Source organism: Streptomyces sp. NPDC042638, from assembly GCF_040647235.1.
Classification (GTDB): Bacteria; Actinomycetota; Actinomycetes; order Streptomycetales; family Streptomycetaceae; genus Streptomyces; species Streptomyces rameus.
On sequence record NZ_JBEZBT010000015.1, the window covers coordinates 105481 to 132333 of the forward strand.

General features: G+C 72.6%; 24 protein-coding genes. 12 read left to right on the forward strand and 12 right to left on the reverse strand.

Features of this window, described 5'->3' with window-relative positions:
- Nucleotides 1-147 precede the first annotated feature (147 nt).
- A complete protein-coding gene (locus AB0B40_RS15350; RefSeq protein ID WP_345048212.1) occupies nucleotides 148-543 on the forward strand; it encodes a hypothetical protein in 396 nt (131 codons plus the stop codon).
- Between the two features lie 230 nt (nucleotides 544-773).
- A complete protein-coding gene (locus AB0B40_RS15355) occupies nucleotides 774-3977 on the forward strand; it encodes a tetratricopeptide repeat protein (RefSeq protein WP_362264079.1) in 3204 nt (1067 codons plus the stop codon).
- A gap of 8 nt (nucleotides 3978-3985) precedes the next feature.
- Here the strand turns inward: AB0B40_RS15355 and AB0B40_RS15360 are convergent, their stop codons facing one another.
- A complete protein-coding gene (locus AB0B40_RS15360) occupies nucleotides 3986-4234 on the reverse strand; it encodes a hypothetical protein (protein WP_345048210.1) in 249 nt (82 codons plus the stop codon).
- Nucleotides 4227-5108 (reverse strand): mycothiol conjugate amidase Mca, encoded by an 882-nt coding sequence (mca, locus tag AB0B40_RS15365; RefSeq protein WP_345048208.1) that lies wholly within the window; start codon nucleotides 5106-5108, stop codon nucleotides 4227-4229. The genes AB0B40_RS15360 and mca overlap by 8 nt, the downstream gene beginning before the upstream one ends.
- A gap of 103 nt (nucleotides 5109-5211) precedes the next feature.
- Here mca and AB0B40_RS15370 point away from each other — a divergent pair, with 103 nt between their 5' ends.
- A complete protein-coding gene (locus AB0B40_RS15370; RefSeq protein WP_345048206.1) occupies nucleotides 5212-5610 on the forward strand; it encodes a DUF4307 domain-containing protein in 399 nt (132 codons plus the stop codon).
- Between the two features lie 190 nt (nucleotides 5611-5800).
- Nucleotides 5801-6298: a transcription elongation factor GreA gene (gene greA, locus AB0B40_RS15375; RefSeq protein ID WP_345048205.1), complete on the forward strand. Its 498-nt coding sequence runs from the start codon at nucleotides 5801-5803 to the stop codon at nucleotides 6296-6298.
- 82 nt (nucleotides 6299-6380) lie between these two features.
- Here greA and ilvA read toward each other — a convergent pair whose 3' ends face one another.
- Nucleotides 6381-7610: a threonine ammonia-lyase gene (gene ilvA / locus AB0B40_RS15380; protein WP_345048203.1), complete on the reverse strand. Its 1230-nt coding sequence runs from the start codon at nucleotides 7608-7610 to the stop codon at nucleotides 6381-6383.
- 162 nt (nucleotides 7611-7772) lie between these two features.
- Here ilvA and AB0B40_RS15385 point away from each other — a divergent pair, with 162 nt between their 5' ends.
- The 3 genes from AB0B40_RS15385 to AB0B40_RS15395 all read left to right on the forward strand — a co-directional run bounded on the left by AB0B40_RS15385 (nucleotide 7773) and on the right by AB0B40_RS15395 (nucleotide 9300).
- Nucleotides 7773-8279: a MarR family transcriptional regulator gene (locus tag AB0B40_RS15385; RefSeq protein ID WP_345048239.1), complete on the forward strand. Its 507-nt coding sequence runs from the start codon at nucleotides 7773-7775 to the stop codon at nucleotides 8277-8279.
- Between the two features lie 99 nt (nucleotides 8280-8378).
- Nucleotides 8379-8882: a sigma factor-like helix-turn-helix DNA-binding protein gene (locus tag AB0B40_RS15390; RefSeq protein WP_345048202.1), complete on the forward strand. Its 504-nt coding sequence runs from the start codon at nucleotides 8379-8381 to the stop codon at nucleotides 8880-8882.
- Between the two features lie 169 nt (nucleotides 8883-9051).
- Entirely contained in the window at nucleotides 9052-9300 is a 249-nt protein-coding gene (locus AB0B40_RS15395) for a hypothetical protein (RefSeq protein ID WP_345048237.1), read from the forward strand.
- Nucleotides 9301-9326: 26 nt separating this feature from the next.
- On the opposite strand, the gene AB0B40_RS15400 is transcribed toward AB0B40_RS15395, so the two are convergent.
- Nucleotides 9327-10481 carry a cystathionine gamma-synthase gene (locus AB0B40_RS15400; protein ID WP_345048200.1) on the reverse strand — a complete coding sequence of 385 codons (1155 nt, stop codon included), beginning with the start codon at nucleotides 10479-10481 and terminating at the stop codon, nucleotides 9327-9329.
- 234 nt (nucleotides 10482-10715) lie between these two features.
- Between AB0B40_RS15400 and AB0B40_RS15405 the strand changes: the two genes are divergently transcribed.
- The gene (locus AB0B40_RS15405; RefSeq protein WP_362264080.1) at nucleotides 10716-11834 is read left to right on the forward strand and encodes a hypothetical protein; all 1119 of its coding nucleotides are present in this window, start codon (nucleotides 10716-10718) and stop codon (nucleotides 11832-11834) included.
- 137 nt (nucleotides 11835-11971) lie between these two features.
- Here AB0B40_RS15405 and AB0B40_RS15410 read toward each other — a convergent pair whose 3' ends face one another.
- On the reverse strand, nucleotides 11972-13015 hold the full coding sequence (locus AB0B40_RS15410; RefSeq protein ID WP_345048197.1) for an NAD(P)-dependent alcohol dehydrogenase: 1044 nt from the start codon (nucleotides 13013-13015) through the stop codon (nucleotides 11972-11974).
- A 170-nt stretch (nucleotides 13016-13185) separates the two neighbouring features.
- On the opposite strand from AB0B40_RS15410, the gene AB0B40_RS15415 reads away from it, so the two are divergent.
- Nucleotides 13186-14094: a helix-turn-helix transcriptional regulator gene (locus AB0B40_RS15415; RefSeq protein WP_345048195.1), complete on the forward strand. Its 909-nt coding sequence runs from the start codon at nucleotides 13186-13188 to the stop codon at nucleotides 14092-14094.
- A gap of 55 nt (nucleotides 14095-14149) precedes the next feature.
- Here AB0B40_RS15415 and AB0B40_RS15420 read toward each other — a convergent pair whose 3' ends face one another.
- The 3 genes from AB0B40_RS15420 to AB0B40_RS15430 all read right to left on the reverse strand — a co-directional run bounded on the left by AB0B40_RS15420 (nucleotide 14150) and on the right by AB0B40_RS15430 (nucleotide 19618).
- On the reverse strand, nucleotides 14150-17458 hold the full coding sequence (locus tag AB0B40_RS15420) for a S8 family serine peptidase (RefSeq protein WP_362264081.1): 3309 nt from the start codon (nucleotides 17456-17458) through the stop codon (nucleotides 14150-14152).
- A 317-nt stretch (nucleotides 17459-17775) separates the two neighbouring features.
- Entirely contained in the window at nucleotides 17776-19026 is a 1251-nt protein-coding gene (locus AB0B40_RS15425; RefSeq protein ID WP_345048192.1) for an Ig-like domain-containing protein, read from the reverse strand.
- Between the two features lie 247 nt (nucleotides 19027-19273).
- Nucleotides 19274-19618, reverse strand: a complete 345-nt coding sequence (locus AB0B40_RS15430; protein ID WP_345048191.1) for a hypothetical protein — start codon at nucleotides 19616-19618, stop codon at nucleotides 19274-19276.
- Nucleotides 19619-19727: 109 nt separating this feature from the next.
- Between AB0B40_RS15430 and AB0B40_RS15435 the strand changes: the two genes are divergently transcribed.
- Nucleotides 19728-20069: an LAETG motif-containing sortase-dependent surface protein gene (locus AB0B40_RS15435; RefSeq protein WP_345048190.1), complete on the forward strand. Its 342-nt coding sequence runs from the start codon at nucleotides 19728-19730 to the stop codon at nucleotides 20067-20069.
- Between the two features lie 42 nt (nucleotides 20070-20111).
- On the forward strand, nucleotides 20112-20906 hold the full coding sequence (locus AB0B40_RS15440) for a hypothetical protein (RefSeq protein ID WP_362264082.1): 795 nt from the start codon (nucleotides 20112-20114) through the stop codon (nucleotides 20904-20906).
- Nucleotides 20907-20964: 58 nt separating this feature from the next.
- Here the strand turns inward: AB0B40_RS15440 and hutH are convergent, their stop codons facing one another.
- The 3 genes from hutH to AB0B40_RS15455 all read right to left on the reverse strand — a co-directional run bounded on the left by hutH (nucleotide 20965) and on the right by AB0B40_RS15455 (nucleotide 24622).
- Nucleotides 20965-22503 (reverse strand): histidine ammonia-lyase, encoded by a 1539-nt coding sequence (gene hutH, locus AB0B40_RS15445; RefSeq protein WP_362264092.1) that lies wholly within the window; start codon nucleotides 22501-22503, stop codon nucleotides 20965-20967.
- A gap of 88 nt (nucleotides 22504-22591) precedes the next feature.
- A complete protein-coding gene (locus AB0B40_RS15450; protein WP_345048188.1) occupies nucleotides 22592-23734 on the reverse strand; it encodes a GGDEF domain-containing protein in 1143 nt (380 codons plus the stop codon).
- A gap of 93 nt (nucleotides 23735-23827) precedes the next feature.
- Nucleotides 23828-24622, reverse strand: coding sequence for an enoyl-CoA hydratase-related protein (locus AB0B40_RS15455; RefSeq protein ID WP_362264083.1), 795 nt, complete (start codon nucleotides 24620-24622; stop codon nucleotides 23828-23830).
- A gap of 179 nt (nucleotides 24623-24801) precedes the next feature.
- On the opposite strand from AB0B40_RS15455, the gene AB0B40_RS15460 reads away from it, so the two are divergent.
- Nucleotides 24802-25374 (forward strand): hypothetical protein, encoded by a 573-nt coding sequence (locus AB0B40_RS15460; RefSeq protein WP_345048186.1) that lies wholly within the window; start codon nucleotides 24802-24804, stop codon nucleotides 25372-25374.
- Here AB0B40_RS15460 and AB0B40_RS15465 read toward each other — a convergent pair.
- A complete protein-coding gene (locus AB0B40_RS15465; RefSeq protein WP_345048184.1) occupies nucleotides 25371-26495 on the reverse strand; it encodes an adenylate/guanylate cyclase domain-containing protein in 1125 nt (374 codons plus the stop codon). The genes AB0B40_RS15460 and AB0B40_RS15465 overlap by 4 nt on opposite strands.
- Nucleotides 26496-26853 lie beyond the last annotated feature (358 nt).

Here is a 26853-nt window from a genome sequence, read left to right on the forward strand (position 1 = left end):
GAGCCCGGAGAGACCCCGAGAGACCCCGAGCCGTCCCTGAGCCGGCCCTGAGGTCTGCCGAATTTCCTTTGCAGAGATTTCTCTGCGGTCTACGGTGGGGGCGTGGGAGCACGGTGCGACTCACGGAGCGGGGACCAGGGGGCCGGGATGAGGAAGTGGACGCTGATTTCGCTCGGGGCGGCGGCGGTCCTGCTGGTGCCCTGGATGGCGGTGCTCGCGGTGACGCTGCCCGGCAGCACACGCGTCCACCACTGGTCACTGGCCTGGATCGGCCTGGACGCCCTCCTTGCCGCGGGCTGCGCCGCGACGGCCCTGCTGGGCCTGCGCGGCGACCCCCGCTCGCGCCTCACGGCCTCGGCGACGGCCAGCGTGGCGGTCCTGGACGCCTGGTTCGACATCACCACCGCCCACACCGGCCCCGCCCTCCTGGAGGCCCTGGCCTGCGCGGTGGCGGAGGGGGCGGTGGCGGGGGTCTGCGTGGGCGTGGCGTTGTCGAAGGGGTGGTGGCCGATGGAGCGCCGGTCCCGGGACACCCACCGGTGACCCGGACGAGGGCACGCCGGGGCTCCCGGCGAGGCGGGGCCGGGCCCCGGACCGGCCGGGACCGACAGCGAACCGCCTCCCCCACACGACGAGGAACCGTGTGCCGCCGCGGGGCCGCACAAGGGCCGGCCGGGTCTTCACCGTTTCCGCCGGCCGTCACCCCCTCGCGCTGCCGCCTCCCGCCAAGGACACTCATGGAAAGGAGAGTTGCCGCCGGAGGGGGACGGGACATGCGGGACGGTCATCGGGCGGAGGCTGAACGGCTGCTGGTGCGGGCCGTGGAGGAGGAGGTACGGCGTTCGGACGGCCGGATCGACGGCGGGCTGCTGCTGTCACGGGCACGCGGTGCGCTGGACGCGATGGCCGGCGCGGCCGGTGAGGAGTACGCGGCGTACACGCGCGCATTGGAGGAGGCGGAGGCCGGCCGGCTGACCTTCGGGCAGCGGTACACGCGCGCCGGTGCGGGAACGGCCCTGCTGGTGGCGGCCGTCGCGGCCGTCGCGGCGGCCGTGGCCGACCTCTCCCTCGGTACGGGCGCGGGGCCGGCCGTCGGCGCGGGCGTCACCGCGGCGGTGGTGGGCGCCGCCGCCACGGTGGTGAAGGTGGCCGGTGCTCATCTGCCCGCCGCGCACCACCGCGCGGGCGCGGCCGGCCAGCCGGGCGGCCCGGAACAGCTGCGGCTGCAGTGGCTGACCGCGCTGGAGGTGCGGGGCATCCGCCCGTTCCTCGACCAGCAGCGGGTGCTCACCGCCTCCACCGGCGCCAAGAAGGGCGGCGGGCCTGCGCTGCGCGGCACGGACAAGAGCGCGGCGGCCCGCAGACGTTCGGTGCTGGAGCAGTCGTTCGGTCATCTTCCGGACGCCGACGGCCCGTTCGCGGGGCGCCGGGCGGAGCTGGGGCGGATCAGGCAGTGGGCGCAGGCGGCCCGGGCGGCCACCGAGACCCGGCCGACGGTGGTCGTGCTGCACGGCGAGCCCGGCTCCGGCCGGACCACGCTCGCCGTGCGCGCGGCACACGAACTGCGGGACCACTTCCGGGGCGCCGTGGTGGTGGACCTGCGCGGCGGCAGCCGGGAGGAGGCACCGCTGGCCACCCGGGACGCCCTGCTGCACCTGCTGAACCGGCTGGGCGCACCCCGGGAGCAGCTGCTGTTCCGGGAGCGCTCCTCCCCCGACCAGCAGGTCAAGCGGCTCGGCGAGCTGTACCACCGGCACCTGACCGGCCTGCCGGTGACGATCGTGCTGGACGACGCCTCGGACCCGGAGCAGGTCCGCGCCCTGGTCCCGGAGCGCTCCGACAGCCTGGTGCTGGTGACCAGCCGTACGGCCCTCGAGCTGCCCGCGGACCTCCAGGCGTGGGTGCACGAGCTGCCGGTACGGGCGCTGGACGCGGCGGGCGCCGAGGAGCTGCTGGCCGCGGCGGCCGAGGACACCGCGGGGCCGTACGACGCCGAGTCGGCCGGACTGGTCCATGAGCTGTGCGGGGGGCTGCCGCTGGCGCTGCGGGTCGCGGGCTCGGCGCTCGGCCCGCGCTCGCCCCGGCAGCTGGCCACGGATCTGGGCGCGTACGGCCCGGTGGAGCCGGTGGAGCGGGCGCTGTGGCTGCGCTACACCGACCAGCCGGAGCCCACGCGCCGGCTGCTGCGCAGGCTCGCCCTGGCGGGCCGGGCCTCGCTGGGCGCGGCGGCGGCGGCCGCGCTCCTCGCCACCGACGAGGCGGAGGCCACCCGGCACCTGGTGGCGCTCGCCCGGGCCGGGCTGATCGACCATGTGCGCGGCAGCCGCTACCGGCTGCACGACCTGGTGCGGGCCTTCGCGCACGCCCGGCTGCTGGACGAGGAGGACCCGGCGGAGCGCGCGGCGGCGCAGGAACGGCTGATCGTGAACTACGGGGAGCTGGCCGACTCGGTGCTGCGCCTGGTCGACGGGAACATGTCGACGCGGTCGAACCAGTTCGGCTCGCACGGCTTCCCCTCGCTCGACGAGGCGCTGCGCTGGCTGGACGACGAGTCCAGCTTCATCACGGCGGCCCTGCGGCAGGCGGAGGGTGTGAACCAGGCGGCGGTGCTGAACCTGCTCGGCGCGCTGTGCGACTACTGCCTGCTGCGCGGCGACCTGTACCGGCTCGGCGAGATCAGTGAGCTGGCGCAGTCGGTGGACCAGGGACTGCTGGTGCGTTCGGTGCAGTGGCGTACCGGTATCGCGGCCCGGCAGCTGGGCGAGCTGGACAAGGCGCGCACCACGCTGGCCTCGGTCGTGGACCTGTACCGGGAGGCCCATCACGACGCGGGGGCGGCCCGCGCGCTGTGCTCCCTGGGGATCACGCTGCACCACCAGGGCAACCTGACGGAGGCGGCGGCCAAGCTCCAGGAGGCGCTGGATCTCCAGGCGGCCCCGGAGCTGGCGACGGACCGGGCGTGGACGATGCACGCGCTGGCGGCGGTCCAGCGGGACCGGGCCCGGCTGGCGCAGGCGCAGGACCTGCTCGACGGCTCCCTGGTGCTGCACCGCGAGGGCGGCTCGGTGCACGGGGAGGCCTGGGCGCACTTCCACCTTGGCCAGCTGGCGCTGCGGCTGGGGGATGTACCCCGCGCGGAGACGGACCTGCGGGCCGCCCTGGAGCGGTACGGACGGACGCGGGACGCCCGCGGGGAGGCGTGGGCGCTGACGCAGCTGGCCCGGGCCCGGCTGGTGGCCGGCGATCCGTCCGCCGCCGTGGACGGCCTGCGCCGGGCGGTCGTCCGGCACCGGGACAACGAGGACGCGCGCGGTGAGGCGTGGACGCTGTACCACCTGGGGCAGGCGCTGGAGGAGACCGGCGAGCTGGACCAGGCGGTGCGCGACCTGGAGCGGTCCCGGACGATGTTCTCCCGGATGCGGGACGTGTACGGCCTGGCCTGCGCCCGGCACCACTCGGCGCGGGTCACCCGGGACCAGCGGGCCGCGCAGACCGGCTCGCTGCGCAACTCGGGGTTCGCCCGTCAGCTGCTGGCGGACGCGCGCGCCGACTTCCAGCGGATCGGCGTCGCCCACGGCGAGGCCTGGACCTGTCTGGAGCTGGCGGTGGTGGACGCGGGCAACGCCCGGACCCAGCAGGCGCTGGCGCTGTGCGACGAGGCGCTGACCCTGTTCGCGTCCTACGGCGACCGGCGGGGCGAGGACTGGGCCCGGTTCCTGCGCTGCACCCTGCTGCCGTACGCGGCGCCGGGCGGGGTGGAGGTGGGCACGGCTGTCGCCCAGGAGGAGCTGGCCCAGCTGGCCCGCGCCACGCATCCGCTGCGGGACGAGAAGCTGGGCGACTGCACCTCGGCGTACGCCCTGCTGCTGGAGCGGGGCGTCCGGCTGGAGGACGGCTGGCAGGCCTGGCGGCTGCGCATGACTCCGGACCGCCACGCCCGTGAGGTGATGGGAGTGGCGGTGCCGGCGGGGCGGTGACCTCCGGGTCAGCCCCGCTGTGCCGGGGAGTCGGCCTGCTGCCCGGCCGGCTCCGCCTCGGGGTCCGGGGCCTCCTTGAAGTCGACCTTCCGCATGTGCTTGCTCATCGACTTCATCAGGCCCCACACGGCCAGGGCCATCACCGCGAAGACGATGAAGCCGAGGACGCCGGGGGTGACCTTGTTCTGGTCGACCTCCTTGGCGAGGGGGACGAGATGCGTCACTGCCAGGCTCACGCTTGCGCTCATGTCAGGCATTGTCCCGGATGCCCGCGAAGAGGTCGTCCTCGGGGATGGAGGTATCGACGAGAGACTTCGCCAGCTCGTACTCCTCGGTCGGCCAGACCTCCTTCTGGAGCTCCATCGGCACCTTGAACCAGCCGCCGTCCGGGTCGATCTGCGTGGCGTGGGCGATCAGCGCCTTGTCGCGGATCTCGTAGAAGTCCGCGCACGGGACGTGCGTGGTCAGGGTGCGCTCGGTGCGCTCCATCTCGCTCCACCGCTTGAGCCAGTCCCCGTACGGCGACTCCAGGCCGCGGTCCAGCATCGCCTGGTGCAGCGCCTCGGTGCGGGGACGGTTGAAGCCCTGGTTGTAGTAGAGCTTCAGCGGCTGGTAGGCGGGCCCGAACTCGGACTCCGGGTACTTCTCGGTGTCCGCGGCGCCCTCGAACGCCACCATCGAGATCTTGTGGGTCATGATGTGGTCGGGGTGCGGGTAGCCGCCGTTCTCGTCGTAGGTGGTGATCACCTGCGGGCGGAAGGAACGGATCTTCCGCACCAGCTCACCGGCCGCCTTGTCGACGTCCTCCAGGGCGAAGCAGCCCTCGGGCAGCGGCGGCAGCGGGTCGCCCTCCGGCAGGCCGGAGTCGACGAAGCCGAGCCACTCCTGCCCCACACCGAGGATCTCGCGGGCCTCGTCCATCTCCTTCTTGCGCACCTCGTGGATGTGCTCCTCGATGTACGCGTCACCCTGCAGCTTGGGATTGAGGATGGATCCGCGCTCTCCGCCGGTGCAGGTCACCACCAGCACGTCCACCCCCTCGGACACGTACTTCGCCATGGTGGCCGCACCCTTGCTCGACTCGTCGTCGGGGTGCGCGTGAACGGCCATCAGTCGCAACTGGTCAGTCAAGACTCAATCCTCGGTAAGTCGGCGCCCCGGTGTTTTCGGGTGCGATCGGCGGCTTCTATAGTGACCGAATCGGGGGGCGAATAATTCCGCGGAGAGGACGATCATGAGTACCGCGAGCACGCGGCTGCCCGAGGGCCGCTACGGTCGCCCCTCGGACGAGCGCGCCGACCGCAAGCTCAAGATCGCCGGATCCGTGCTGGGTGTGGCACTGCTCGCACTGATCGGCTACTTCGCCTACCACTATGTCGCGCAGAACGAGATCAGCGGCCAGGTCATCGCCTTCAAGGCGTCGGACGACGCGGTCAAGGTCCATCTGGAGGTCCGCAAGGACGCCGGCGCCTCCGGGTACTGCACCCTGCGGTCCCAGTCGGCCGACGGCGCCGAGGTGGGCCGGGCCGACTTCCGCTTCTCCGGCCCGGACACGCGGATCGACAGGGTCGTCACGCTGCGTACGACCGCGGAGGGGACGACGGCGGAGCTGGTGGGCTGTCACACCGGCTGACGACCGGCGGACACCCGTCGGCATCACCCGGAATGCGTAGGCTCCGACCTGCGTTGATGTGATTCTGATGGCTTATGTCCTCCCCCTTCCGCTCGTGAATTGTTAGGCTCGTGGTTTCGCCCATCCAAGAGGGAACATGCTTCTGGGTAGGGCGATGCTTTGTATCCCCAGTACCGACGAGGAGCACCCTGTGACCCAGACCAGCGAGAACGTCACCTGGCTGACCCAGGAGGCGTACAACAAGCTCAAGGACGAGCTTGAGTACCTTACTGGTCCTGCGCGCACGGAGATCGCCGCCAAGATCGCGGCCGCGCGCGAGGAGGGCGACCTGCGCGAGAACGGCGGGTACCACGCGGCGAAGGAAGAGCAGGGCAAGCAGGAGCTGCGTGTGCGCCAGCTGACCCAGCTCCTCGAGAACGCCAAGGTCGGCGAGGCGCCGGCCGCGGACGGTGTCGTCGCGCCGGGCATGGTCGTCACGATCGCCTTCGACGGTGACGAGGACGACACGCTGACATTCCTGCTCGCCTCGCGCGAGTACGCGAGCGCCGACATCGAGACGTACTCGCCGCAGTCCCCGCTCGGCACCGGTGTCATCGGCCACAAGGTCGGTGACGACGCGGAGTACGAGCTGCCGAACGGCAAGAAGGCTTCCGTGCGGATCCTGAAGGCCGAGCCCTACAGGGACTGACCCCTTCCCGGTCCGCTTCCCGCCCCCGGCTGTCCCTGAGGACGCCGGGGGCTTCTTCATGCGGACCTTTGCCGCTCGGGCGTCAGTCGATGACCGTGTAGCCGGCGTCCCGCAGCGCCTGGCCGACCTCGACGCAGTGCGCCGGGCCCTTCGTCTCCAGCTGCAGCTCCACCTCGACCTCCGTCAGCCCGAGCCGGGGATCGGTACGGACATGACTCACGTCGAGGACGTTGGCGTCGGCCTCCGACAGCGCCCCGAGGAGCGTGGCGAGCGCACCCGGCCGGTCCGTCAGCCGCAGCCGTACGGCGAGGTAGCGGCCCTGCGCGGCCATGCCGTGCCGCAGCACGCGCTGCATCAGCACCGGGTCGACGTTGCCACCGGAGAGCACCGCGACGACCGGGCCGTCGAAGGCGTCCGGCGCGGCCAGCAGCGCGGCGACCGGGCTCGCCCCGGCCGGCTCCACCACCAGCTTGGCCCGCTCCAGGCAGAGCAGCAGCGCCGCCGACAGCCGGTCCTCGCTGACCGTACGGACCTCGTCGACCAGCTCGCCGACGATCCCGAACGGCACGACGCCCGGCCGGCCCACCTTGATGCCGTCCGCCATCGTCGCCGGGTTCCGCAGCGACACCGGGCGCCCGGCGGCCAGCGAGGGCGGGTAACAGGCGGCACCCTCCGCCTGCACGCCGACGATCCGGACCTCCGGGCGGATCGCCTTCACCGCCACCGCGATCCCGGCCGCGAGCCCGCCGCCGCCCATGCCGACGACGATGGTGCGCACCTCCGGGCACTGCTCCAGGATCTCCAGACCGACCGTGCCCTGGCCGGCGATCACGTCCGGGTGGTCGAAGGGGTGGATGAACACGGCGCCGGTCTCGGCCGCGTACTCCTGGGCGGCGGCCAGCGTCTCGTCGACCACCTGGCCGTGCAGGCGCACGTCGGCGCCGTACTCCTGGGTCGCGCTGATCTTCGGCAGCGGCGCGCCCCTGGGCATGAACACCGTCGAGTGGACGCCCAGCAGCGAGGAGGCCAGCGCCACGCCCTGCGCGTGGTTGCCGGCGCTCGCAGCCACCACACCGGCCGCCCGCTCCTCCGGCAGCAGCCCGGCGATCCGCACATAGGCGCCGCGCAGCTTGAACGAGCCGGTCCGCTGGAGGTTCTCGCACTTCAGCTGCACCGGCGCGCCGATCAGCTGGGACAGGTGCCGGCTGCCCTCCATCGCCGTCACCCGGGCGACGCCCGAGAGCATCTTCTGGGCACCGCGCACGTCGTCGAGAGTGACGGAACGCGGGGAGGCGGCCGTGCGGTAGCTCATCTCTCCAGCATCGCAGTTCACGTCCGCGCACGACGGGTGTGCCCAAGCAGCGAGACCGGTTTGCGCAGCGCCGGTACGGTCCGGCGCCGGGCCGCGTACCCTGTCCCCCAACCCAGCAGCCCTTCATGAAGCGAGCCTCCGGCCATGCCCACAACACCTGAAATGTCGATGGACATGACGACCGTCGGTGACACCGGTCTTCTCGACACCCTCCAGCACGAGGTGGCGGTGTTCGCCCGCCGTGCCGAACAGACGCGGCTCGGCGGCGTCGGCCAGGTGCGCAACTCCATGGACCGCGCCGCGTATCTGCTGCTCAACCGCCTCGACAACGAAGGCCCGATGGGCGTCAAGGCACTCGCCGCGAGCATGGGCATCGACTCCTCCACGGTCACCCGGCAGGTGGCGCCCCTGGTCGACACCGGGCTCGTGAAGCGCACCTCGCACCCGGAGGACGGGCGCGCGGTGGTGCTCCAGCTGTCGCCGCGCGGCGCCGCCCGGCTGGAGGAGGTGCGCTCGTCCCGGCGTCAGCTCATGGCCGAGCTGACACACGACTGGGCGTCGGAGGAGCGCGAGCAGTTCTGCACGCTCCTCACCCGCTTCAATCACGCGCTGTCGGCGCGGATGACGGTGCAGGGTGTTCCGGCGGCGGAGCAGCCGCCGGCCTCCTGAGCCGGGCCCCCGCACGGGAGGGCCCGCAGTCTTGACCCCGGGCCGCCGCTGGCCTCATATGAGAGCGGGTCCGTCAGGGCCCCGTCACGGGGAGGCGTGGTGCGTGATCGGCAGCTGGCCCGCGGTGCCCGCCGGGTCCGGGAGTTCGAGGCGTTCGTCGCGGGCGCGGCGGGGCGCCTGCTGCACACGGCCACCCTGCTCACCGCGGAGGCGCCGGACGCCAACCCCCGCGCGCGGCGCCTGCTGACGCTCGCCCTCGCCCACACCTACGCCCGGTGGGACCGGCTGCGCGGTGAAGACCCGTACGACTGCGCCCGCCAGTACCTCGCCACCCGCTTCGCGCGCAGCGCCTGGCACCGGCACGGCGCCTTCGGCCGCGCCCGGCCGGATCCGCGCGGTCCGCTCGCCGCGCTCACACCGCGGGAGCGGCTGGTCCTCGTCCTGCGGCTGTACGACGGTGTGGCCGAGGAGCAGACGGCGGCCCTGCTCGGCCTGCCCGCGGAAGCCGTCCACGCCATCTGCGACCGCGCGACGGCGACCGTACTGCATCCCGCCCGGCAGACGTCCCCGCCGCCGGTGCGCGGAAGGGTGGCGCCGTCGTGAGGCGCGCCGCCGCGTCGGCCCCGCCGCGCCGCCACCCCGCGCGCGAGGACGGCACCGCCGGCAGGCTCGCCGGTGGGCCCTCGCCGCTGCCCCGCCCCGCGCACGGCCGGCGAGAGCGTGGCACGGGCGCCGTCGTCCGGCCGTGCGAGGGCCGGACCCGGAGGCCGTGGTGAAGCGGGGTGAGCGGGAGGACGCCGTGCGCCGGATCATGGGGCGGGCCGTGGCGCCGGTGCCTGTGGAGCTGTGCGCCGAGGCGGTGCGCCGCGGGGACCGTCTGCTGCGCCGGCGGCGGCTCGCCCGCCGGACGCTGTGGCTGCTCGTGTGCGCGGCGGCCGTCGTGTTCGCCGTGTGGGCGGCCGACGCCCGGCCGTGGGTGGAGCCGCCCTCGCGGACGACTCCACCGGTCACCGGCTGGTGACCCGGGCCGGTGATCCGGGCCGGCTGCTAGCCGAGGGCCTGCTTGAGGTCCTCCAGCAGGTCGTCGACGTTCTCGATGCCGACCGACAGACGCACCAGGTCGGCCGGGACCTCCAGCAGGGAGCCGGCCACGGAGGCGTGCGTCATCCGGCCGGGGTGCTCGATGAGGGACTCGACGCCGCCGAGGGACTCGCCGAGGGTGAAGATCTTGGCGCGGTTGCACACCTCGATCGCCGCCTCCTCGCCGCCCTCGACCCGGAACGACACCATGCCGCCGAACGCCCTCATCTGCTTGACGGCGACGTCGTGACCGGGGTGGTCGGGCAGCCCGGGGTAGCAGACGCCGGTCACGCGCGCGTGCCGGGTCAGCATGTCGGCGATCTTCGTGGCGTTCTCGCTGTGCCGGTCCATGCGCACCGCGAGGGTCTTGGTGCCGCGCAGCACCAGCCAGGAGTCGAAGGGGCCGGCGACGGCGCCCATCGCGTTCTGGTGGTAGGCCAGCTCCTCGCCGAGTGCCTGGTCGTTGACGATCAGCGCGCCGCCGACCACGTCCGAGTGACCGCCCATGTACTTGGTCAGGGAGTGGACGACGACGTCCGCGCCGAGCGACAGCGGCTGCTGAAGGTAGGGCGTGGCGAAGGTGTTGTCGACGACGAGCCTCGCGCCCGCGTCATGGGTGACCTGGGCCACGGCGGCGATGTCGGTGATGCCGAGCAGCGGGTTGGAAGGGGTCTCCACCCAGACGGCCTTGGTCTTCGGGGTGATCGCGGCCCGGACGGCGGCCGGGTCGCTGGTGTCGGCGACCGACCACTCCACCCCCCAGCGGGTGGCGACCTTGGCGAAGAGCCGGAAGGTACCGCCGTAGGCGTCGTTCGGGATCACCACGTGGTCGCCGGGGCTGAGCAGCGTACGCAGCAGTGTGTCCTCGGCCGCCAGGCCGGACGCGAAGGCGAGGCCGCGGCGACCGCCCTCCAGCGCGGCGAGGTTCTCCTCCAGGGCGGTACGGGTCGGGTTGGCGCTGCGGCTGTACTCGTAGCCGCCGCGGAGCCCGCCGACGCCGTCCTGCTTGTAGGTCGAGACCTGGTAGATCGGCGGGACGACCGCGCCGGTGAGGGGATCCGCGGTGTTGCCCGCGTGGATCGCGAGGGTCTCGAAGTGTTCGCTGATATGCCTGTCGCTCATGTGCACCGAGCGTAATGCGCCCGGCGGCTTCCCGACGTCCGCCATGGGCCTCTCGACATGTTCCGCACGTCCGGAACCCCGGCCGCCGTGTCCCCCGGTCCCGTCGCGTTCCCCCGTCCCGCTCGTCATGCCGGGCGGTCCCGTCCGCGCCCTCCGTCATGCCCGGATCGGGAGTTGTCCACAGGCCGGCGGCGGGGTTCGCCAATTGTCGGCGGCGTCTGGTTCGCTTGACGCATGGCGATTCTCTGGCTGCTGATGGCGCTGCTCATGCTGAGCCTCGTCCTGCTCCCCGTCCTGCGGCGCGGGCGCGGCGGGATCGAGCAGGTTCCCCCCGGACACCCGGACGCCGCCGACCCGGCGGCCTACGGCTTCGTGCGCCAGGAACAGCTCGACGTGCGCCTGCCCGGCCCGGACCAGGACCTGGTGGAGGTCCTGGAACTGGTGCAGCGCACCCAGGACTACCGGGCCGCCGCCCAGCTGCTGGCCGGCACCGAGTCCGCGGGCGAACTGCGCTGGCAGCGGGTGCAGGCCTTCGCCGGCGCCGCCGCGCTGGAGCTCCAGCAGCGGCCCGGCGGGGTGCACGAGACGCCGGGCGGCCAGTGGCTGCGGGTGTGGCGGGCCGAGCAGCCCAAGGACGCGGGCGGCGCCGCTGTCCACGCGGAGTTCCTGGTGCAGCAGGCCTGGCGGACGGCCACGCCGGGCACCGACGACTTCCGGATCATCATGGAGGAGGCCAGGGCGGCCTGCGGGCAGGCGGCCCTGCTGGCTCCCGGTGACCCGGTGCCCTGTGTCATAGAACTGTCCGTCGCGCGCGGACTGGCCTACACGCAGGCCGAGTTCGAGCAGCTGTGGCTGAAGATCCTCGACCGCGCCCCGCACCACATGGGCGCGCATCTGGCCGCGCTGCACCACTGGTGCGAGAAGTGGCACGGCTCGCGGGAGCAGGCGTACTCCTTCGCCGAGGCCGCCGCGGCCCGCGCCCCGCGGGGCTCGCTGCTCGCCGCGCTGCCCCTGTTCGCAGTGTTCGAGCACCTCCCTGAGGTGAACCTGGTCGCGGGCTTCTACCGGAGCGAGGTCGTCACCAGGGCGATCCACGGCGCGCTGCACGCGGTGCACGCCGCGGACCGCGACGACCCGACGCTGCCGCACGTCCGGCATCTGCTGACCTTCTTCCTGGTCTGCGCGGAGCGCTGGGCGGAAGCCATGGACCAGCTGATCCACATCGACGGGCACGTCGGTGCGCTGCCGTGGACCCTGTCCGCCGACCCGGCCGCCGCCTTCGCCCTCCACCGCGCGCTGGCGGTGGCCGGTTACGAGGCCAACGGCGGCAGCCCGGCCCCCCTGCCCGGCTGACCCGGCAACGGGCCGGACCACTCCCCCGGCCCGCCCTGGCACGACACTCACATTGCCCTGACGGGTGCCGGGGACGTCGTGAGGCCTGCCGCCCGCGAGGCGGCAGGCCCCCACCCAGGCGGACAGGGAGACGTCGGTCAGATCGTGCTGGTGTCGATCACGAAGCGGTAGCGGACGTCACTGGCCTGCACCCGCTCGTACGCGTCGTTGATCTGGTCGGCGCGGATCAGCTCGATCTCCGCGCCCAGCCCGTGCTCGGCGCAGAAGTCCAGCATCTCCTGGGTCTCGGCGATGCCGCCGATGCCGGAGCTGCTGATGCTGCGGCGGTGGCCGAACAGCGACTGGAGCACGATCTGCACCGGCTCCTCGGGCAGGCCGACGTTCACCATGGTGCCGTCCGTGCGCAGCAGGCCGAGGTACGCGGAGAAGTCCAGCGGCGCCGAGACGGTGTTCAGGATGAGGTCGAACGTGCCCGCCAGCTCCTCGAAGGTGGCCGGGTCGCCGGTGGCGTAGTAGTGGTCGGCGCCCAGCCGCAGGCCGTCGTCCTTCTTGCGCAGGGACTGCGACAGGACGGTGACCTCGGCGCCCAGCGCGTGCGCGATCTTGACGCCCATGTGGCCGAGACCGCCGAGGCCGACGACGGCGACCTTCTTGCCGGGGCCGGCGTTCCAGTGCTTCAGGGGCGAGTACGTGGTGATGCCCGCGCACAGCAGCGGCGCGGCGACGTCCAGCGACAGCCCCTCGGGGATGCGCACGACGAAGTTCTCGTCGACGACGACCTTCTCCGAGTAACCGCCGTAGGTGGGCTCGCCGTCCTTGCCGGTGTCGTTGTAGGTCCAGGTGGGGCCGCCCTGGGTGCAGTACTGCTCCAGGCCGGCCCTGCAGTTGTCGCACTCGCGGCAGGAGTCGACCATGCAGCCGACGCCCACCCGGTCACCGACGGCGAACTTCGTCACGCCGGAGCCGACCTCTGAGACGACACCCGCGATCTCGTGGCCCGGGACCATGGGGAAGGTGCCGGGACGCCATCCGTCCTGGACCTGGTGGATGTCGGAGTGGCAGATACCGGCGAACTCGATGTCGATCAGGACGTCGGATTCACCGACCGCGCGCCGCTCGATGGTGGTCCGCTCCAGCGGGGCCTTCGGGGCGGGCGCGGCGTAAGCAGCAACAGTGGTCATGCCGGGGGTTCTCCTAGGGGAAGTCCTCGTGCCCGGTTGCCTTCCGACGGGCACGTGTTCACCCTGCCCCGATCCGCGTGCGCCACCCAGCCCTCCGGTCTGCGTACGACCGCTGTGCCTACCACCAGCGAGGACAGGCTCCTGGGCGTATGACCGGGAATACTGGACGCATGGACAGCAGGGACGAGCGAGCAGGTGCGGCGGCGGCCACCGGCAGGCCCCTGGACCGGCGCGCGGAGCTGAGCGAGTTCCTGCGCAGCCGGCGGGCCCGGCTGAAGCCGGAGGACGTGGGGCTGGCCGCCTTCGGCCGGCACCGCCGGGTGCCGGGGCTGCGCCGCGAGGAGCTGGCGCAGCTGGCCGGGGTGTCGGTGGCCTACTACACCCGGCTCGAGCAGGGCAACGGCCGGAACGTATCGGCGGAGGTGCTGGACTCGATCGCCCGGGCCCTGCGGCTCACGGACGCGGAGCACGCGCACCTCACCCACCTGGCCAAGCCGAAGGCGCACAAGAAGAAGCCGGTGGCACCGCAGCAGCAGGTGCGCCCGGCGCTGCGGCAGCTGCTGGCGACCCTGGACGGCGTACCGGCGTACATCGTGGGCCGGCGTGCGGAGATCCTCGCCTGGAACCGGGCGGCGGCGGCCCTCTTCGGCGACTGGGCGGAGCTGCCGCCCGCCGAGCGGAACTGGGCGCGGCTGGTGTTCCTCCGCCCGGACTACCGCGAGCTGTTCGTCGACTGGGAGCAGAAGGCGATCGACATCGTGTGCGCCCTGCGCATGGACGCGGGCTGCGATCCGGACGACGCGCGCCTGTCGGCTCTGGTGGGTCACCTCTCGGTCAAGAGCGAGGAGTTCCGCCGGCTGTGGGCCACGCACGACGTCAAGGAGAAGAGCCACGGCGTCAAGCGGCTGCGCCATCCCCTGGTGGGCGATCTCGCCCTGCACTTCGAGAGCTTCCGGCTGACGGACGGATCGGACCAGTCACTGGTCACCTACCACGCCGAGCCGGACTCCGCCTCCGCCGAGTCCCTGCGGCTGCTGGCCAGCTGGGGCACGGACGCGACACGCGCCGCGACGCGATGAGGGGCACACCGCGGGCCGGGCCCGCGGTGTGCCCCTCGTCAGGGAGCGCTACGGCCTACTTGCCGAAGTACGCGTTGTAGATCGTGATCTGAGAGGTGTTGCCCCTCTTGTCGGTGATCTTGGCGCGGAACGAGACGGCCTTGTTCTTCGCCGGGTTCTTCACCGTGATCCTGCCGCTCCGCACGTCGACCTTGGTGAAGTTCCTGCCGTCGTAGGAGACGTAGACGGCGAGGGACTTCAGGTTGCGGCCCGCGGCCGAACCCTCCACGGTGACCGGGAAGGTGACCTTCCGGCCGGCCGCGACCCGGCTGTCCAGGCCGGTCGTGGCGCCGAAGTGCAGGGCGGACGCCGGCAGCTGGACGATGTCGTCCGAGGACCTCTTGGACCGGAACGTCCAGGCCGCGTCGATCCGGGTCGACACCTCGGCCACCTTCGAGGACCGCTTGACCGAGGTGGTCAGCCGGTACGCCGCGTCACCGGCCGGGACCTTGAAGGTCTTGCCGCCGAACAGCGGGTCGTCGTTGGAGCCGACCTTGGTGCCGTTGCGGTACAGGGTGGTGTTCGCCGAGGTGACGTCCGAGTACCCGATGTTCCGGGCGGAGTCGGTGAACAGCGGCAGCGAACCGTAGATCTCGTCACCGGCCCGGAAGAGGCCGAAACCCTCGGCGACGTGCGGGCCGAAGACCGCGGTGTTGACGGTCCGGGTGTAGGTCCGGCCGGCCTTGAAGGCGAACTGGCCGAGCGTGTAGCCGGCCTCGGAGACGGGGAAGCCGTCCTGGTCCACCCCGCCGTCCTGGGTGAACTCCAGCTGCCACTGCACGCCGCCCCTGGCGGACAGGTGCAGGGTGCGGGTGCCGGGCAGGTTCTGCTCGATGCCGATGGAGGAGGCGCCGGAGCCGCCGGGCAGCCAGCCCATCGCACCGACGGTGCCCTTCTTGCCGTGCGCCGCCGCGCCCATGCGGACCTTGACCGTGGCCAGGTCGGCCGCCTTGTAGTGCTTGGTGTAGCCGGTGGCGAGCTGCTTGACCGGGCCGCCGGAGGTGACGTCGTACTGCTCGCCCGCGCCCTTGGTCCAGTGGGCGTCCCACTGCTGCGACAGCGTCCCGGCGGGCAGCTGCGGGCCCAGGTGGGCGGTGCGGAAGTTCTTGTACGAGTCGAGGAACCAGCCGTAGCCGTACTCGCCGTCGCCGACCGTGACGTCGAAGCCGGGCGAGGCGAACCGGGCCTTCAGGCCCGAGGCGGGGACGGTGATGTCGACCGGCCTGGCCTTGCGCGCGTCGACGGTGACCGTCTGCTTCTTGCCGATGACCAGCTTCGGCTGCGCGATCCAGTCGATGCCCTTGGTGGCGTCCTCGGGGTCACCGAAGACGGCCGTGTTGAGGATGTACGTGCCCTTGGGCGCGCGTACCTTCACGGTCCCGGACTTGTCGTACGGGCTCAGCTCCACGCCCTCGGCCAGACCGGCCACGCCGGAGAGGTCGGCGCCGTAGTACGGGGCCGGCTTGCCGTCACGGCCGATGAACTTGAGCGTGACGTCGTACGACTCCACCTCCCGCTGCACCGCGGCGGCCGTGCGGACCGTCTGGCCGTCGCCCGTCGCCGTCACGTACGCGGAGTAGGCGCCGTCGACCGTGCCGCCCAGCCTGGTGTCGGTGGTGAGGCCGACCGCGGCCGTGCCGTGCGCCGGGACGGTCACCTTCGTCGCGCCGAGCTTGAAGAAGCCCGACGGGGCCGCCGCGCCCCTGGGGTTGGTGGCGGTGCTCGTCAGGGAGAGCGTGACGTCCTTGTCACCGAGGTTGCGGTACGTCAGCTGCTTGGTGGCCGGCTTGTCGTCGGTGTGCGGCCACTGCTGCACACCGAAGCTGAGGGACACCGGGTCCGCGACGACCGACTGCTTGATGGCCTTGTCGACCTGGATCCGGCCCGAGCCCTGCTCGAACGGCGTGTACTTGCCGCCCTTCGTGGAGGCGGTCAGGGCGCCCTTCAGCTCGGCGTAGCCCCAGTCGGGGTGCTCCTGCTTCAGGATGGCCGCGGCGCCCGCGACGTGCGGGGTGGCCATCGAGGTGCCGGAGATGGTCAGGTAGCCCTCGGGCTTCTCGCCGACCTCCTGGTCGATGACGCTGCCCTTGGCCGCGGCGGCGGTGATGTCCACACCCGGCGCGGTGACGTCCGGCTTGATGGCGCCGTCGCCGACGCGCGGGCCGGTGGAGGAGAAGTCCGCCAGCTTGTCCTTCTTGTCGACGGCGCCGACGGTGAGCGCGGCGTCCGCGCTGCCCGGTGAACCGATCGACTGGGGGCCGTCGTTGCCTGCGGCGATCGCGAACAGGACGCCCTTCTCGGCCGAGAGCTTGTTGACCTCGGCTTCGAGCGGGTCGACCTCGGGGGTGTCGTAGCCGCCGAGGCTCAGGTTGATGACGTCGGCGCCCTGTGCGGCGGCCCACTCCATGCCGGCGAGGATGCCGGAGTCGTCACCGGAGCCGCTGTCGTCCAGGACCTTGCCGTTGAGGAGCTTGGCGTCCGGGGCCACGCCCTTGTACTTGCCGCCCGACTTGGCGCCGGTGCCCGCCACGATGGAGGCGACGTGCGTGCCGTGGCCGAAGTGGTCCTTGGCGTCGGCGGCGGCGGTGAAGTTCTTGGACGCGACCACCTGGTCCTTCAGGTCCGGGTGGCTGGTGTCCACACCGGTGTCCAGGACGGCGACCTTCACGCCCTTGCCGGTGTAGCCGGCCTTCCAGGCGATGGGGGCGCCGATCTGCGGCACGGACGTGTCGAGCGACGCCTTGCGGACGCCGTCGAGCCAGACGTGCGCGATGCCGGAGGCGGTCCGGTCGCCGTTGGTGACGGCGTCCCACAGCTCGGCGGTGTCCTTGACCGGGGTCTGCACGGCGTCCGCGTTGAGCGTCGTCAGGCTGCGGCGCAGGGTGCCGGCGTCCCGTACGTCGGCCTTGGCGGCCGTGGCGGTGCCGCGGTAGCCGACGATGACCTTCAGGCCGTTCTTCTGGGCCTTGCGGGTGGCGGCCTTGTTGAGTTCGGTGACGTCGAACAGGCGCTGGTCCAGCGTGCCGGAGGCGACCAGGCGGGCCGCGTCGGCGGGTATGACCAGCGTGTGCCCGGCGGCCCTGCGGACCTGGAAGGGTATGTGCTCGCGTCCCTCGGCCCGCTGGAGGCCGACGATGCGGCCCTTGGCGTCGAGGGCGACGCGGTCGCCGGTGATCAGGGTGACGTGGTGCTTGGCGGTGAGTGCCGAGGCGGCCGTGCCGGCCGCCGGGACCCTTGCGGGCTTCGCCGACGCCGGGCTGGTCATACCCGCCGCGAGGGCGACCGCTGCGGCGGTGGCCACGCCGGCCGCAGCTGCTCTTTTCACTTGTCTGCGCAAGTTCTCCCCCTGGAGATGAAGTACCGGGCGAACTGCCCATTCACCCGGCGGGGGATGGACTCGCACAGATGCAACGCCGACCCCCCGGGCCACGAAGTATGCCGGGGGTGATCACACGGCTCAATAGATGAGGGGACGGCGGGAGAACGCGGCCGAAAACCGTTACGCGTTCTCCTTCACCGTGATCCGGCCCTTGCGCAGCATGAGAAGGCCGCGGCCCGGTCCCCGGCATCCTGTGCGCGGCCCTTGAAACGCCGGTGCCGCCCCTCGGAAGGGGCGGCACGGGTACGGAGGGTGAGGAGGCGTCAGACGGCCGAGCCGGCCTTCCACTGCGCCCAGTCCATGTTCCAGCCGTTGAGGCCGTTGTCCGGGGAGACGGTCTTGTCGCCGGTGTGCTGGACGACCACGACGTCACCGACCAGGGAGTGGTCGAAGAACCACGCGGCCGGCATGTTCGAGTCGCCGGCGCCCTTCTTGTCCTGGAGGCCGACGCAGCCGTGGCTGGTGTTGGCGCTGCCGAACACGGACGGGGCACCCCAGTAGTTGCCGTGGATGAAGGTGCCGGAGCCCGTCAGGCGCATGGCGTGCGGCACGTCCTTGATGTCGTACTCGCCCTTGCCGTCGTCGTCGGTGAAGCCGACCGTCGCGCCGTTCATGCGGGTCTGCTTGAACTTCTCGGAGATCACCATCTGGCCCTCGTACGTGGTGTGCTCGGGGGCGCCGGCGGAGATCGGGATGGTCTTGACGACCTTTCCGTCCTGCGTGACCTTCATCTGCTTGGTCTTCGCGTCGACGTACGAGACCTGGTTGCGGCCGATATGGAAGGTGACCGTCTTCTGCTGGACGCCGTAGACGCCGTTCGCGCCCTGGACGCCGTCCAGCGCCAGCTTCAGCGTGACGGTGGAGCCTTCCTTCCAGTACTCCTGCGGGCGGCAGTCCATGCGGTTGGCGTTGAACCAGTGGCAGGCGACCTCCTGGCCGCTGCTGGTGCTGACCGTGATGCCCTTCTGCACCGCGGCCTTGTTAGTGATCGCCTTGTCGAAGTTGACCGACACCGGCATGCCGACGCCGACCGTGGCGCCGTCGTCCGGGGTGAAGGTGCCGATGAAGCTGTTGGCCGGGGAGACCGTGGTGAAGGAGGCGTTCTCGTGGGCTATGCGGCCCTCGGAGTCCTTGGCCTCCGCGGCGACCTTGTAGGTGGTCGAGCGCTCCAGCTGGGCGGTGGGCTTCCAGCTCTTGCGGTCGGCGGACACCTGGCCGGTGACGGACTTGCCGTCCTGGGTGGTCATGGTGACGCCCGTCAGGGTGCCCTTGCTCACCGTGACGGCGGCGGAGTTGTTGATCGAGGCGTTGTCGGAGCCGTCCTTGGGCGTGATGGTGATCTGCGCCTCGGACGACTTCTTCGCCGCCGCCTCATCGGTCTGGGCCTGCGAGGAGTCGCCGCTGCCGCCGCTCGCGGGGGCGTCGCCGCCGCCGGAACACGCCGTGAGCACCAGCACACCGCCGAGCAGTGCGGACGCAGCCATCAGACGCCTGCGCCGCTTACTGTCCGTCATCACAAGCTTCTCCATCATTGCCGAGTCGCGTTAACCCCGAAAGTCCCCCGTAACGAACCTTCAACGCTACGGTCGGTTCGTCCCGTTCCCCACCCCGTGCGCCTGTGGGGCATCCCACGTTCGCGGACTCGGTCCGCGCGCGATGCCCGTGGCGCGTGTGGTGCGGGAGGTTCGTCCGTGCGCCCCCCTGGAACGACGAAACCCCGGACGGCGGTTGCCGTCCGGGGTCATGAGTGCCCCAGGACGCTCAGCCGATGCCGTCCTCTTCCTCGTCGTCCGCCCCATCTTCCTCGTCCAGGTCCCAGTCGGGCGAATCGGGGTCGTAGTCGATCCGCTCGCTGGACCAGGACGCCTGCTGGAGCTCCACCCCGGGCACCTCGCTGACCAGGTCGAACGGGTCGACGAGATAGGCCAGGGCCTCCGCGGTGTCTTCCGTCACAGCCCCCTCGGCCTGGGACCGTTCGTCCGCCGGCAGGTCCGGATCGGCGGCGAGCCGGCGCAGCGCGGCCTTGGTCACCTCCTCCTCGTCCTGCACTTCCAGCACCAGCTCCACCCGAAGCCGTACAAAACGTGATGTCTCTTCTGTGCTCATGGCGGGAGCGTACGGCCGAAACCTCCCGTGACTTTCCTGTGACCCGCGCCTTTCACTAACATCGCCCCACACGGCCAATTCACCAGCGTCACAAGGGGATCGATATTCCGTGTCATCCGCTCGCCGCCCGCTGCTGACCGCCACCGCCGCGGGCACCCTGCTCTGCGCGCTGTGGTTCGTCCCGTCCGCGAACGCCTCGCAGGACGCCCCGGCGAGAGAGCCGGCAGCCATGTCCCAGCCGGAGCGGGTCGCACAGGCCGCACAGGTCACACAGCCCAGGGCGGTGACGGCGGCGGCCTCCGGGACCGCGGACCGGTCCGCCGAGGACACCGGACTGGCCGACACGGGCAGCTTCGACACCACGCCGTACGTCGTGGGCGGCAGCCTCTTCCTCGCGGTCGGCGCCGGGTTCGTCGTGTATTCGGTGCGTCGCGAACGCCTGGGTTTTTAATCCTCCTTGACGGAACTTTGACAGCCCGCTCATAGTTCGCCCATGAAGAGATCATCGGGCGTGCGGCTGTGCGCCACCGCGGCCGCGGGCGCACTGTCGCTCGTCCTCGTCACCGGCTGTGGCGGCGACGGGTCCAAGAACGCCGGGGAGGCTCCGGGCAAGGGCGCGGGCGAGCCGGCCGCGCAGGCGCTGGGCGCCACCGAGCTGACGAAGCGGATCATCGCCGAGGGCGAGGTGCCCGGGTACAAGGTGGGGCCCGTCACGGGCGGCCTCGCCGCCAAGGGCGGGGCCAGGGCGGACGACGCCAGGTGCGACCCGCTGCTGCATGCACTGACCGGCATCGCGCCGGGTACCCCGGCCGCGAAGACCAGCCGGATGGCCACCGAGGTCAAGAAGCGCCCCATGGGCGGCGCGACGTCCCCGGACGGCATGGCCGGCGGCGGCTTCGAGGACGCGATCAAGAGGTCCATGAACCTGGACGTCACCGTGGTCACCCTGGCCTCCTACGACGGCGACGGCGCCGAGCGCGCCCTGAAGTCCGTGTCGGACGCGGTCACGGCCTGCGCGGACGGCTTCTCCGGCGAACAGGACGGCGAGAAGGGCACGTTCACGAAGGTCACCGAGGAGAGGTCCGCGGGCACGGGGGACGCGTCGGTGGCCTTCACCGCGACCGACGACGCGGGCGAGGACGGCGCGATGCCGCTGCACGCGCAGGTCGTGCGGCACGGCAACACCCTCGCGACGTACACCACGGTCAACATCGGTGCGGGGATGGCCGAGAAGCCCTACACGGTGCCCGCCCCGGTCGTACGGGCGCAGGCCGCCAAGCTGAAGTGAGCCGCTGACCTGACGTCCCGGGGCCCCGGCAACTCACGCCGCCGGGGCCCCGGTCCGTTCACCGCAGCGGGCCGGTGACCTTCTCCACGGCCGCCACCAGCCCGCCGCCGCGCACGAAGGCGTCGGCGGCGGCCAGGTCGGGTGCCAGGAACCGGTCCGGGCCCGGGCCCCGCACACCCGCGGCGCGCGCGGCCTCGATCACGGCCCGCGAGGCGGGCGCCGGGGTGAGGCCCTCGCGCAGTTCGACGGCGCGGGTGGCCGCGTACAGCTCGATGGCGATGACCCGGGTGAGGTTGTCCACGGCGGTGCGCAGCTTGCGTGCGGCGGACCAGCCCATGGAGACGTGGTCCTCCTGCATGGCGGAGGACGGGATGGAGTCCGCCGACGCCGGTACGGCGAGCCGCTTCAGCTCGCTGACCAGGGCGGCCTGCGTGTACTGGGCGATCATGAGCCCGGAGTCGACCCCCGCGTCGTCGGCGAGGAACGGCGGCAGCCCGTGGCTGCGGTTCTTGTCCAGCAGCCGGTCGGTGCGGCGCTCGGCGATGGAGCCGAGGTCGGCGGCGGCGATGGCGAGGAAGTCCAGGACGTAGGCCACGGGCGCCCCGTGGAAGTTGCCGTTGGACTCGACCCGCCCGTCGGGTAGCACGACCGGGTTGTCGACGGCGGCGGCCAGCTCGCGCTCGGCGACCAGCCGGGCGTGCGCGAGGGTGTCCCGCCCGGCCCCGGCGACCTGCGGGGCGCAGCGCACGGAGTAGGCGTCCTGGACGCGCGGTGCGTCGTCCTGGTGGTGCCCGGTGAGTTCCGAGCCCGCCAGCACGGCCAGCATGTTGGCGGCACTGGCACCCTGGCCCGGGTGCGGCCGGATGGCGTGCAGCTCGGGCGCGAGGACCTTGTCGGTGCCGAGCAGCGCCTCCAGGCTGAGGGCGGCGGTGATGTCGGCGGACTTGTACAGGGAGTCCAGGTCGGCGAGGGCCATGAGCAGCATGCCGAGCATGCCGTCGGTGCCGTTGAGAAGGGCGAGACCCTCCTTCTCCCGCAGCTCCACGGGGGCGATCCCGTGCTCGGCGAGCAGCTCACCGGCGGGGCGCACATGCCCGTCCGGGCCCTCCGCCTCCCCTTCTCCCATGAGGGTGAGCGCGCAGTGGGACAGCGGGGCCAGGTCGCCGGAGCAGCCGAGGGAGCCGTACTCGTGCACGACCGGGGTGATCCCGGCGTTGAGCACGTCGGCCATGGTCTGCGCGACTTCGGGCCGCACACCGGTGTGCCCCGAGCAGACGGTCTTGAGCCGCAGGAACATCAGGGCCCGTACGACCTCGCGCTCCACCCGCGGGCCCATGCCGGCGGCGTGCGAGCGGACGATGTTGCGCTGCAGCTGGGCGCGCAGCTCCTGGCTGATGTGCCGGGTCGCCAGGGCGCCGAAGCCGGTCGAGACGCCGTAGACGGGATCCGGCTTGGCGGCCAGCGCGTCCACGATCTCCCGGGCCGCCGCGAGGGCCGCCACCGCCTGTTCCGACAGCTCGATGCGGGCACCGCCGCGCGCCACGGCGAGAACGTCGGACGCCGTGACACCGGACGTCCCCACCACCACAGTGTGCATATCCATATTCAGGAGCGTACGCATTGAATGCGGGACTGTCACTAGTGGGGACCGGGGGTGCCCCTTACCGCGGGGTGTGGGCTTCGCCTCACGGCCGGCGCCCGCGGAACCGGCGCCGTTCGGCGCGCGAGGGCGGCGGCTCGTCGGCCAACCGTACGACGGGGTCGTCCGGCCCCTCACGGCCGGCCACCACCGGCCGGTCCAGCCGCATGGCCTTGGCCCGGTACTGGGCGGCGTCCGCGAGCCGGAACAGCCGCCGGGCGTCCCGCACCTCCCCGATCGGCTCCCCGGTCGAGGCGACCCCGCACGCCACCCCCTCGCCCAGTTCCAGCTCCGACGCCCTGCGGCACAGTTCGTCCGCCGCCTTCACCACGGCACCGGCGGGCTGCCCGACCGCGAGCAGACAGAACTCGTCCCCGCCGAGCCGTGCGGCCAGCGCGCCCGGCACCATCGCGCCGCACAGCGACAGCACCGAGCCGAAGCGTTCGAGGAGCCGGTCGCCGACGGAGTGCCCGAGGGTGTCGTTGACCCGCTTGAGCCCGTTGAGGTCACAGACGACGAGACTGACGACGACACCCTCCGCGCGGTGCTGCTCGACGGCCTCCTCCAGGCGTACGTCCACGGCACGGCGGTTGGCGAGCCCCGTGAGGGCGTCGGTGAACGCGAGCCGGCGGGCCTCCTCCAGGCGCTCGGTCTGCGCGATGCCCGCGGCGACGACGGCGGCGAGCACGGTGGCGAAGTCGGCGTCGGCCCGCGCGAACAGGGTCCGGCCGGCCGGGCGCGCCACATACAGCTCACCCCAGGCGCGGCCGTGCAGTACGACGGGGGCGACGACGCAGCAGCCGCGGCCCCGGCGGCGCAGGGCGGCGACCCGCTGGTGGAAGTAACCGGGGGTGCCGGCGGCCGCCCCCTCGGCGGTCTCCACCCAGGCGTTGGGCCCCCCGCCGCCGGCCCACCGCTCGTGCAGGAACTCGGTGATCTCCGGGAACTGGTGCACCGGGTACGTCTCGGCCTCCGGGAACTCCTCCTCGTCCGGGGCGCGGTCCCCCACGTTCACGAGGACACGCAGCCGGCCCAGCCCCCGTTCCCACATCGACAGCGCGGCGAAGCTGCCGTCCAGCGCGTGGCAGGCGCCGAGAGCGGCGGCCTGCCAGCACTCCCGTGGGGTGTGCGCCGCCGCCATTCCCTGCGCCAGCGCCACGACCGCGGCCAGCCGCTTGTCCTCACCCATTACTCCAGATTAGGGAGGAGTACGGCGATTCGTGACGTTGGTGCGGCGATCAGGTGGAATATCCGGCTACGACCCCGGACCACGCACCACCCCTCACTCCCCCGGCCACTCCGGCTTCCGCTTCTCGTTGAACGCGGCCACTCCCTCCGCGCGGTCTCCCGAGAACGCCACCGAGCGCCATGCCGCGTCCTCGACCTCCAGGCCGGCCCGCAGATCCAGGCCGTGCCCCAGCCGCAGCGCCCGCTTGGCGGCCCGCAGCCCCACGGGCGAGTTCGCGGCGATCCGGGCGCCGAGGGCCAGCGCCTCCTCGCGATCGCGCCCCACCTCCACCACCAGGTCCACGAGCCCCAGCCCGGCCGCCTCCGCCGCCTCGACCCGCCGCGCGGAGAAGATCAGCTCGGCCGCCCGCGCCGCACCGACCCGCCGCGGCAGCAGCTGCGTACCGCCGCCGCCCGGGATCACGCCCACGGACACCTCCGGCAACCCCACCACCGCCGTACCGTCGGCCACGATCAGATCGCAGGACAGCGCCAGCTCGAACCCGCCGCCCAGCGCGAAGCCGTGCACCGCCGCGATGGTCGGCATCGGCAGCTCCAGCACCCCGGTGTACGCCGCCCGCGCCACCGGCCGCTGCCGTACGAGGTCGGCGTCGGAGAAGGAGTTCCGCTCCTTCAGGTCCGCCCCCACACAGAACGCCCGTTCGTGCGACGAGGTCAGGACGACCACGCGGGCCTCCCGGTCACCGGCCAGGGCGGCACACGCGCCCGCGAGGGAGCACGCCATCTCCGTGGAGACGGCGTTCATCGCCTTGGGCCGGTCCAGCACCAGTTCCGCGACCCACCCGTGCCGCCGCACCAGCACGAACTCCCCGAACCGCTCCTCGCTCATGGCACCTCCGGTTAACGCGGGTTAACTCACTGTCGGCCCGATCATCGCAGCCGCACCCGGCGCCGGGAAAGCCCGGAGGGCTACGCCCGTTCGAGTGACATCCCGGCCGTCTCCCCGCACACCGCCCACGGGAGCGCATAGCGTGCGCTCCGCCATGGCGCGCGGCGGGGAGGGAACCCATGACACCGATACCTGCACACTCCGGTACGGCGCCGCCGGACGTACGGCGCGGGCGGCACCGCAAGCCCCGGCCCCGCAAGGTGCTGTTCGCGGCGGGCGGTCTCGTCCTGGCGGCGGGCGTGCTCAGCCTGGTCCGCAGCACGCCGGAGCCTGGTGTCGGCGCGCCCGGCACGGCGGAGGCCGAGCCCTGGCACCACCCGGACGCCGTGGCCACCAGCAGCTCGGCGAACACCTCGGCCACCACCGCACTGCCCTCGGCCACCTCCGCCATGGGCGGCAGAAGCCCGGCCCCGACACCCACCGCGCCACCGGCGCCTGGGTCACCGGCCCCCGGGACGCCGACCCCGGCACCCACCGCCGGCACCCCCGAACCGACCACCGCCCCGGCCGGCACGCCCACGCCGACGGCCTCCGTCCCACGCCCGGCCCCGACGCCGCCGGCCTCGACCCCCACCCCGGCCCCCACCCCGGCACCGAGCCGCACGCCGGCGCCGGACGACGGCACCCCGGAGCCCCGCCCGGGCGGGCTGTGCGTACCGGTGATCGGGCTGTGCGTCGACGTACTCGGCTAGACCTGGCCCTCGCGCCGGGTGAGCAGCCAGGGCTCGACCACACCGAGCCCGCGCACGGGGCGCTGCCACATCGGCTGGAGCGCGAAACGGTACGTCGGCGGCTCCTCGCCCTCCTTCTCGGCCGCAGCGGCGGCCTCCGCGGCCTCGGCCTCCGAGACGGGCGCCTCACCAGTGCGGGTCAGCTCCTCGGCGAAGGCGCTGTCCACCAGGACGGCGTCCCGGGGCGCTATCGACGTCAGCCGGGAGGCCAGGTTGACCGTCGTACCGAACACATCGCCCATACGCGTGGTGACCGTGCCGAACGCCATGCCGACCCGCAGTTCGGGCATGGTCTCGTCATTGGCCAGCGTCTCCACCAGCCGCAGCGCGATGTCCGCGGCGACACCGGCGTCGTCCGCCGCGAAGAGCACCTCGTCACCGAGGGTCTTGATCAGCCGGCCGCCGCGCGCGGCCACCAGGTCGGCGGCGGTCGTCTCGAAGGCCTCGACGAGTTCGCCGAGTTCCTCCTCCTCCATCCGGCGGGTCAGCCGCGTGAACCCGACGAGGTCGGCGAAGCCGACGGCGAGCCGCCGGTCGACCATCTCCTCGTCGTCGGCCGACTGCACGACCCGGCCGGCCGAGGCGGCCAGCTGGCGGCGCCAGACGTACACCAGGAACTCCTCCAGCTCGGGCAGGAGCAGTTCGACGATCGGGTACGTCACCTCGGTCCGGGTCATCCCCGGCTCGGGCGGCTCGGTCAGGCCCTCCAGGAAGGAATCCATCTGCCATTCCGCCAACCGGGCGGTGGTCTGCCCCGTGGACCGGGCCACCTGCACCGCCATGGCCTCGCTCAGCAGCCCCGCCTCCACCAGACCCGCCAGGCGGCGCAGGGCGAGCACGTCGGCCTCGGTGAGGGCCTTGGCCTGCCCGATGTCCGCGAAGCCCATGGCCCGCCAGAACCGGGACGCCAGCTCCATGGATACGCCGGCGCTGCGGGCGGCCTGGAACGGGGTGTAGCGGCGCTCGGCGCCCAGGATGAGCTGTTCGAGCCGCAGGGCCAGCGGGTCCTCGCCGGTGTCGGGGGCGTCGGGATCCACCCGGCCGTCCCCGCCCGCGCCGGAGCCCGTGTCGTCGACGGTCACGCCTGCTGCCCTTCCGATCTGCCGCGGTCAGGTATCGACCGGCCTCAACTCTACGGCAGGTGTGCGCCAGCTCACTCCGGCGGCCCGGACCGCAAAAGGCGTGGCCGTACGGGCCGCCGCAGTCGCGCACGGCGGGAAGGGGACGGGCCGGGGGGTGTCCGCCCGCAGCGGTTGGCGCGTCAACGCCGGGCCCCGGACGGCCGACCGATTCCGCGCCGTTCCGAGGACGGACACCCCCCGGCGCGGCCCCGACTCCCCCACCACACAAGGCGCTACACGCACCCCCACCGCCCCGCACAGGCGCCGCAGGCACCAGCACAAGCCCGCCAGGCACCCGCACAGACACCGCAGGCACCAG

What these genes read in the sequence shown, in the direction of transcription:
- AB0B40_RS15350 (WP_345048212.1), top strand. Translation starts at nt 148, where the DNA reads ATGAGGAAGTGGACGCTGATTTCGCTCGGGGCGGCGGCGGTCCTGCTG.
- AB0B40_RS15355 (WP_362264079.1), top strand. Translation starts at nt 774, where the DNA reads ATGCGGGACGGTCATCGGGCGGAGGCTGAACGGCTGCTGGTGCGGGCC.
- AB0B40_RS15360 (WP_345048210.1), bottom strand. Translation starts at nt 4,234, where the DNA reads ATGCCTGACATGAGCGCAAGCGTGAGCCTGGCAGTGACGCATCTCGTC.
- AB0B40_RS15370 (WP_345048206.1), top strand. Translation starts at nt 5,212, where the DNA reads ATGAGTACCGCGAGCACGCGGCTGCCCGAGGGCCGCTACGGTCGCCCC.
- ilvA (WP_345048203.1), bottom strand. Translation starts at nt 7,610, where the DNA reads ATGAGCTACCGCACGGCCGCCTCCCCGCGTTCCGTCACTCTCGACGAC.
- AB0B40_RS15385 (WP_345048239.1), top strand. Translation starts at nt 7,773, where the DNA reads ATGTCGATGGACATGACGACCGTCGGTGACACCGGTCTTCTCGACACC.
- AB0B40_RS15400 (WP_345048200.1), bottom strand. Translation starts at nt 10,481, where the DNA reads ATGAGCGACAGGCATATCAGCGAACACTTCGAGACCCTCGCGATCCAC.
- AB0B40_RS15405 (WP_362264080.1), top strand. Translation starts at nt 10,716, where the DNA reads ATGGCGATTCTCTGGCTGCTGATGGCGCTGCTCATGCTGAGCCTCGTC.
- AB0B40_RS15410 (WP_345048197.1), bottom strand. Translation starts at nt 13,015, where the DNA reads ATGACCACTGTTGCTGCTTACGCCGCGCCCGCCCCGAAGGCCCCGCTG.
- AB0B40_RS15415 (WP_345048195.1), top strand. Translation starts at nt 13,186, where the DNA reads ATGGACAGCAGGGACGAGCGAGCAGGTGCGGCGGCGGCCACCGGCAGG.
- AB0B40_RS15425 (WP_345048192.1), bottom strand. Translation starts at nt 19,026, where the DNA reads ATGACGGACAGTAAGCGGCGCAGGCGTCTGATGGCTGCGTCCGCACTG.
- AB0B40_RS15430 (WP_345048191.1), bottom strand. Translation starts at nt 19,618, where the DNA reads ATGAGCACAGAAGAGACATCACGTTTTGTACGGCTTCGGGTGGAGCTG.
- AB0B40_RS15440 (WP_362264082.1), top strand. Translation starts at nt 20,112, where the DNA reads ATGAAGAGATCATCGGGCGTGCGGCTGTGCGCCACCGCGGCCGCGGGC.
- hutH (WP_362264092.1), bottom strand. Translation starts at nt 22,503, where the DNA reads ATGCACACTGTGGTGGTGGGGACGTCCGGTGTCACGGCGTCCGACGTT.
- AB0B40_RS15450 (WP_345048188.1), bottom strand. Translation starts at nt 23,734, where the DNA reads ATGGGTGAGGACAAGCGGCTGGCCGCGGTCGTGGCGCTGGCGCAGGGA.
- AB0B40_RS15455 (WP_362264083.1), bottom strand. Translation starts at nt 24,622, where the DNA reads ATGAGCGAGGAGCGGTTCGGGGAGTTCGTGCTGGTGCGGCGGCACGGG.
- AB0B40_RS15460 (WP_345048186.1), top strand. Translation starts at nt 24,802, where the DNA reads ATGACACCGATACCTGCACACTCCGGTACGGCGCCGCCGGACGTACGG.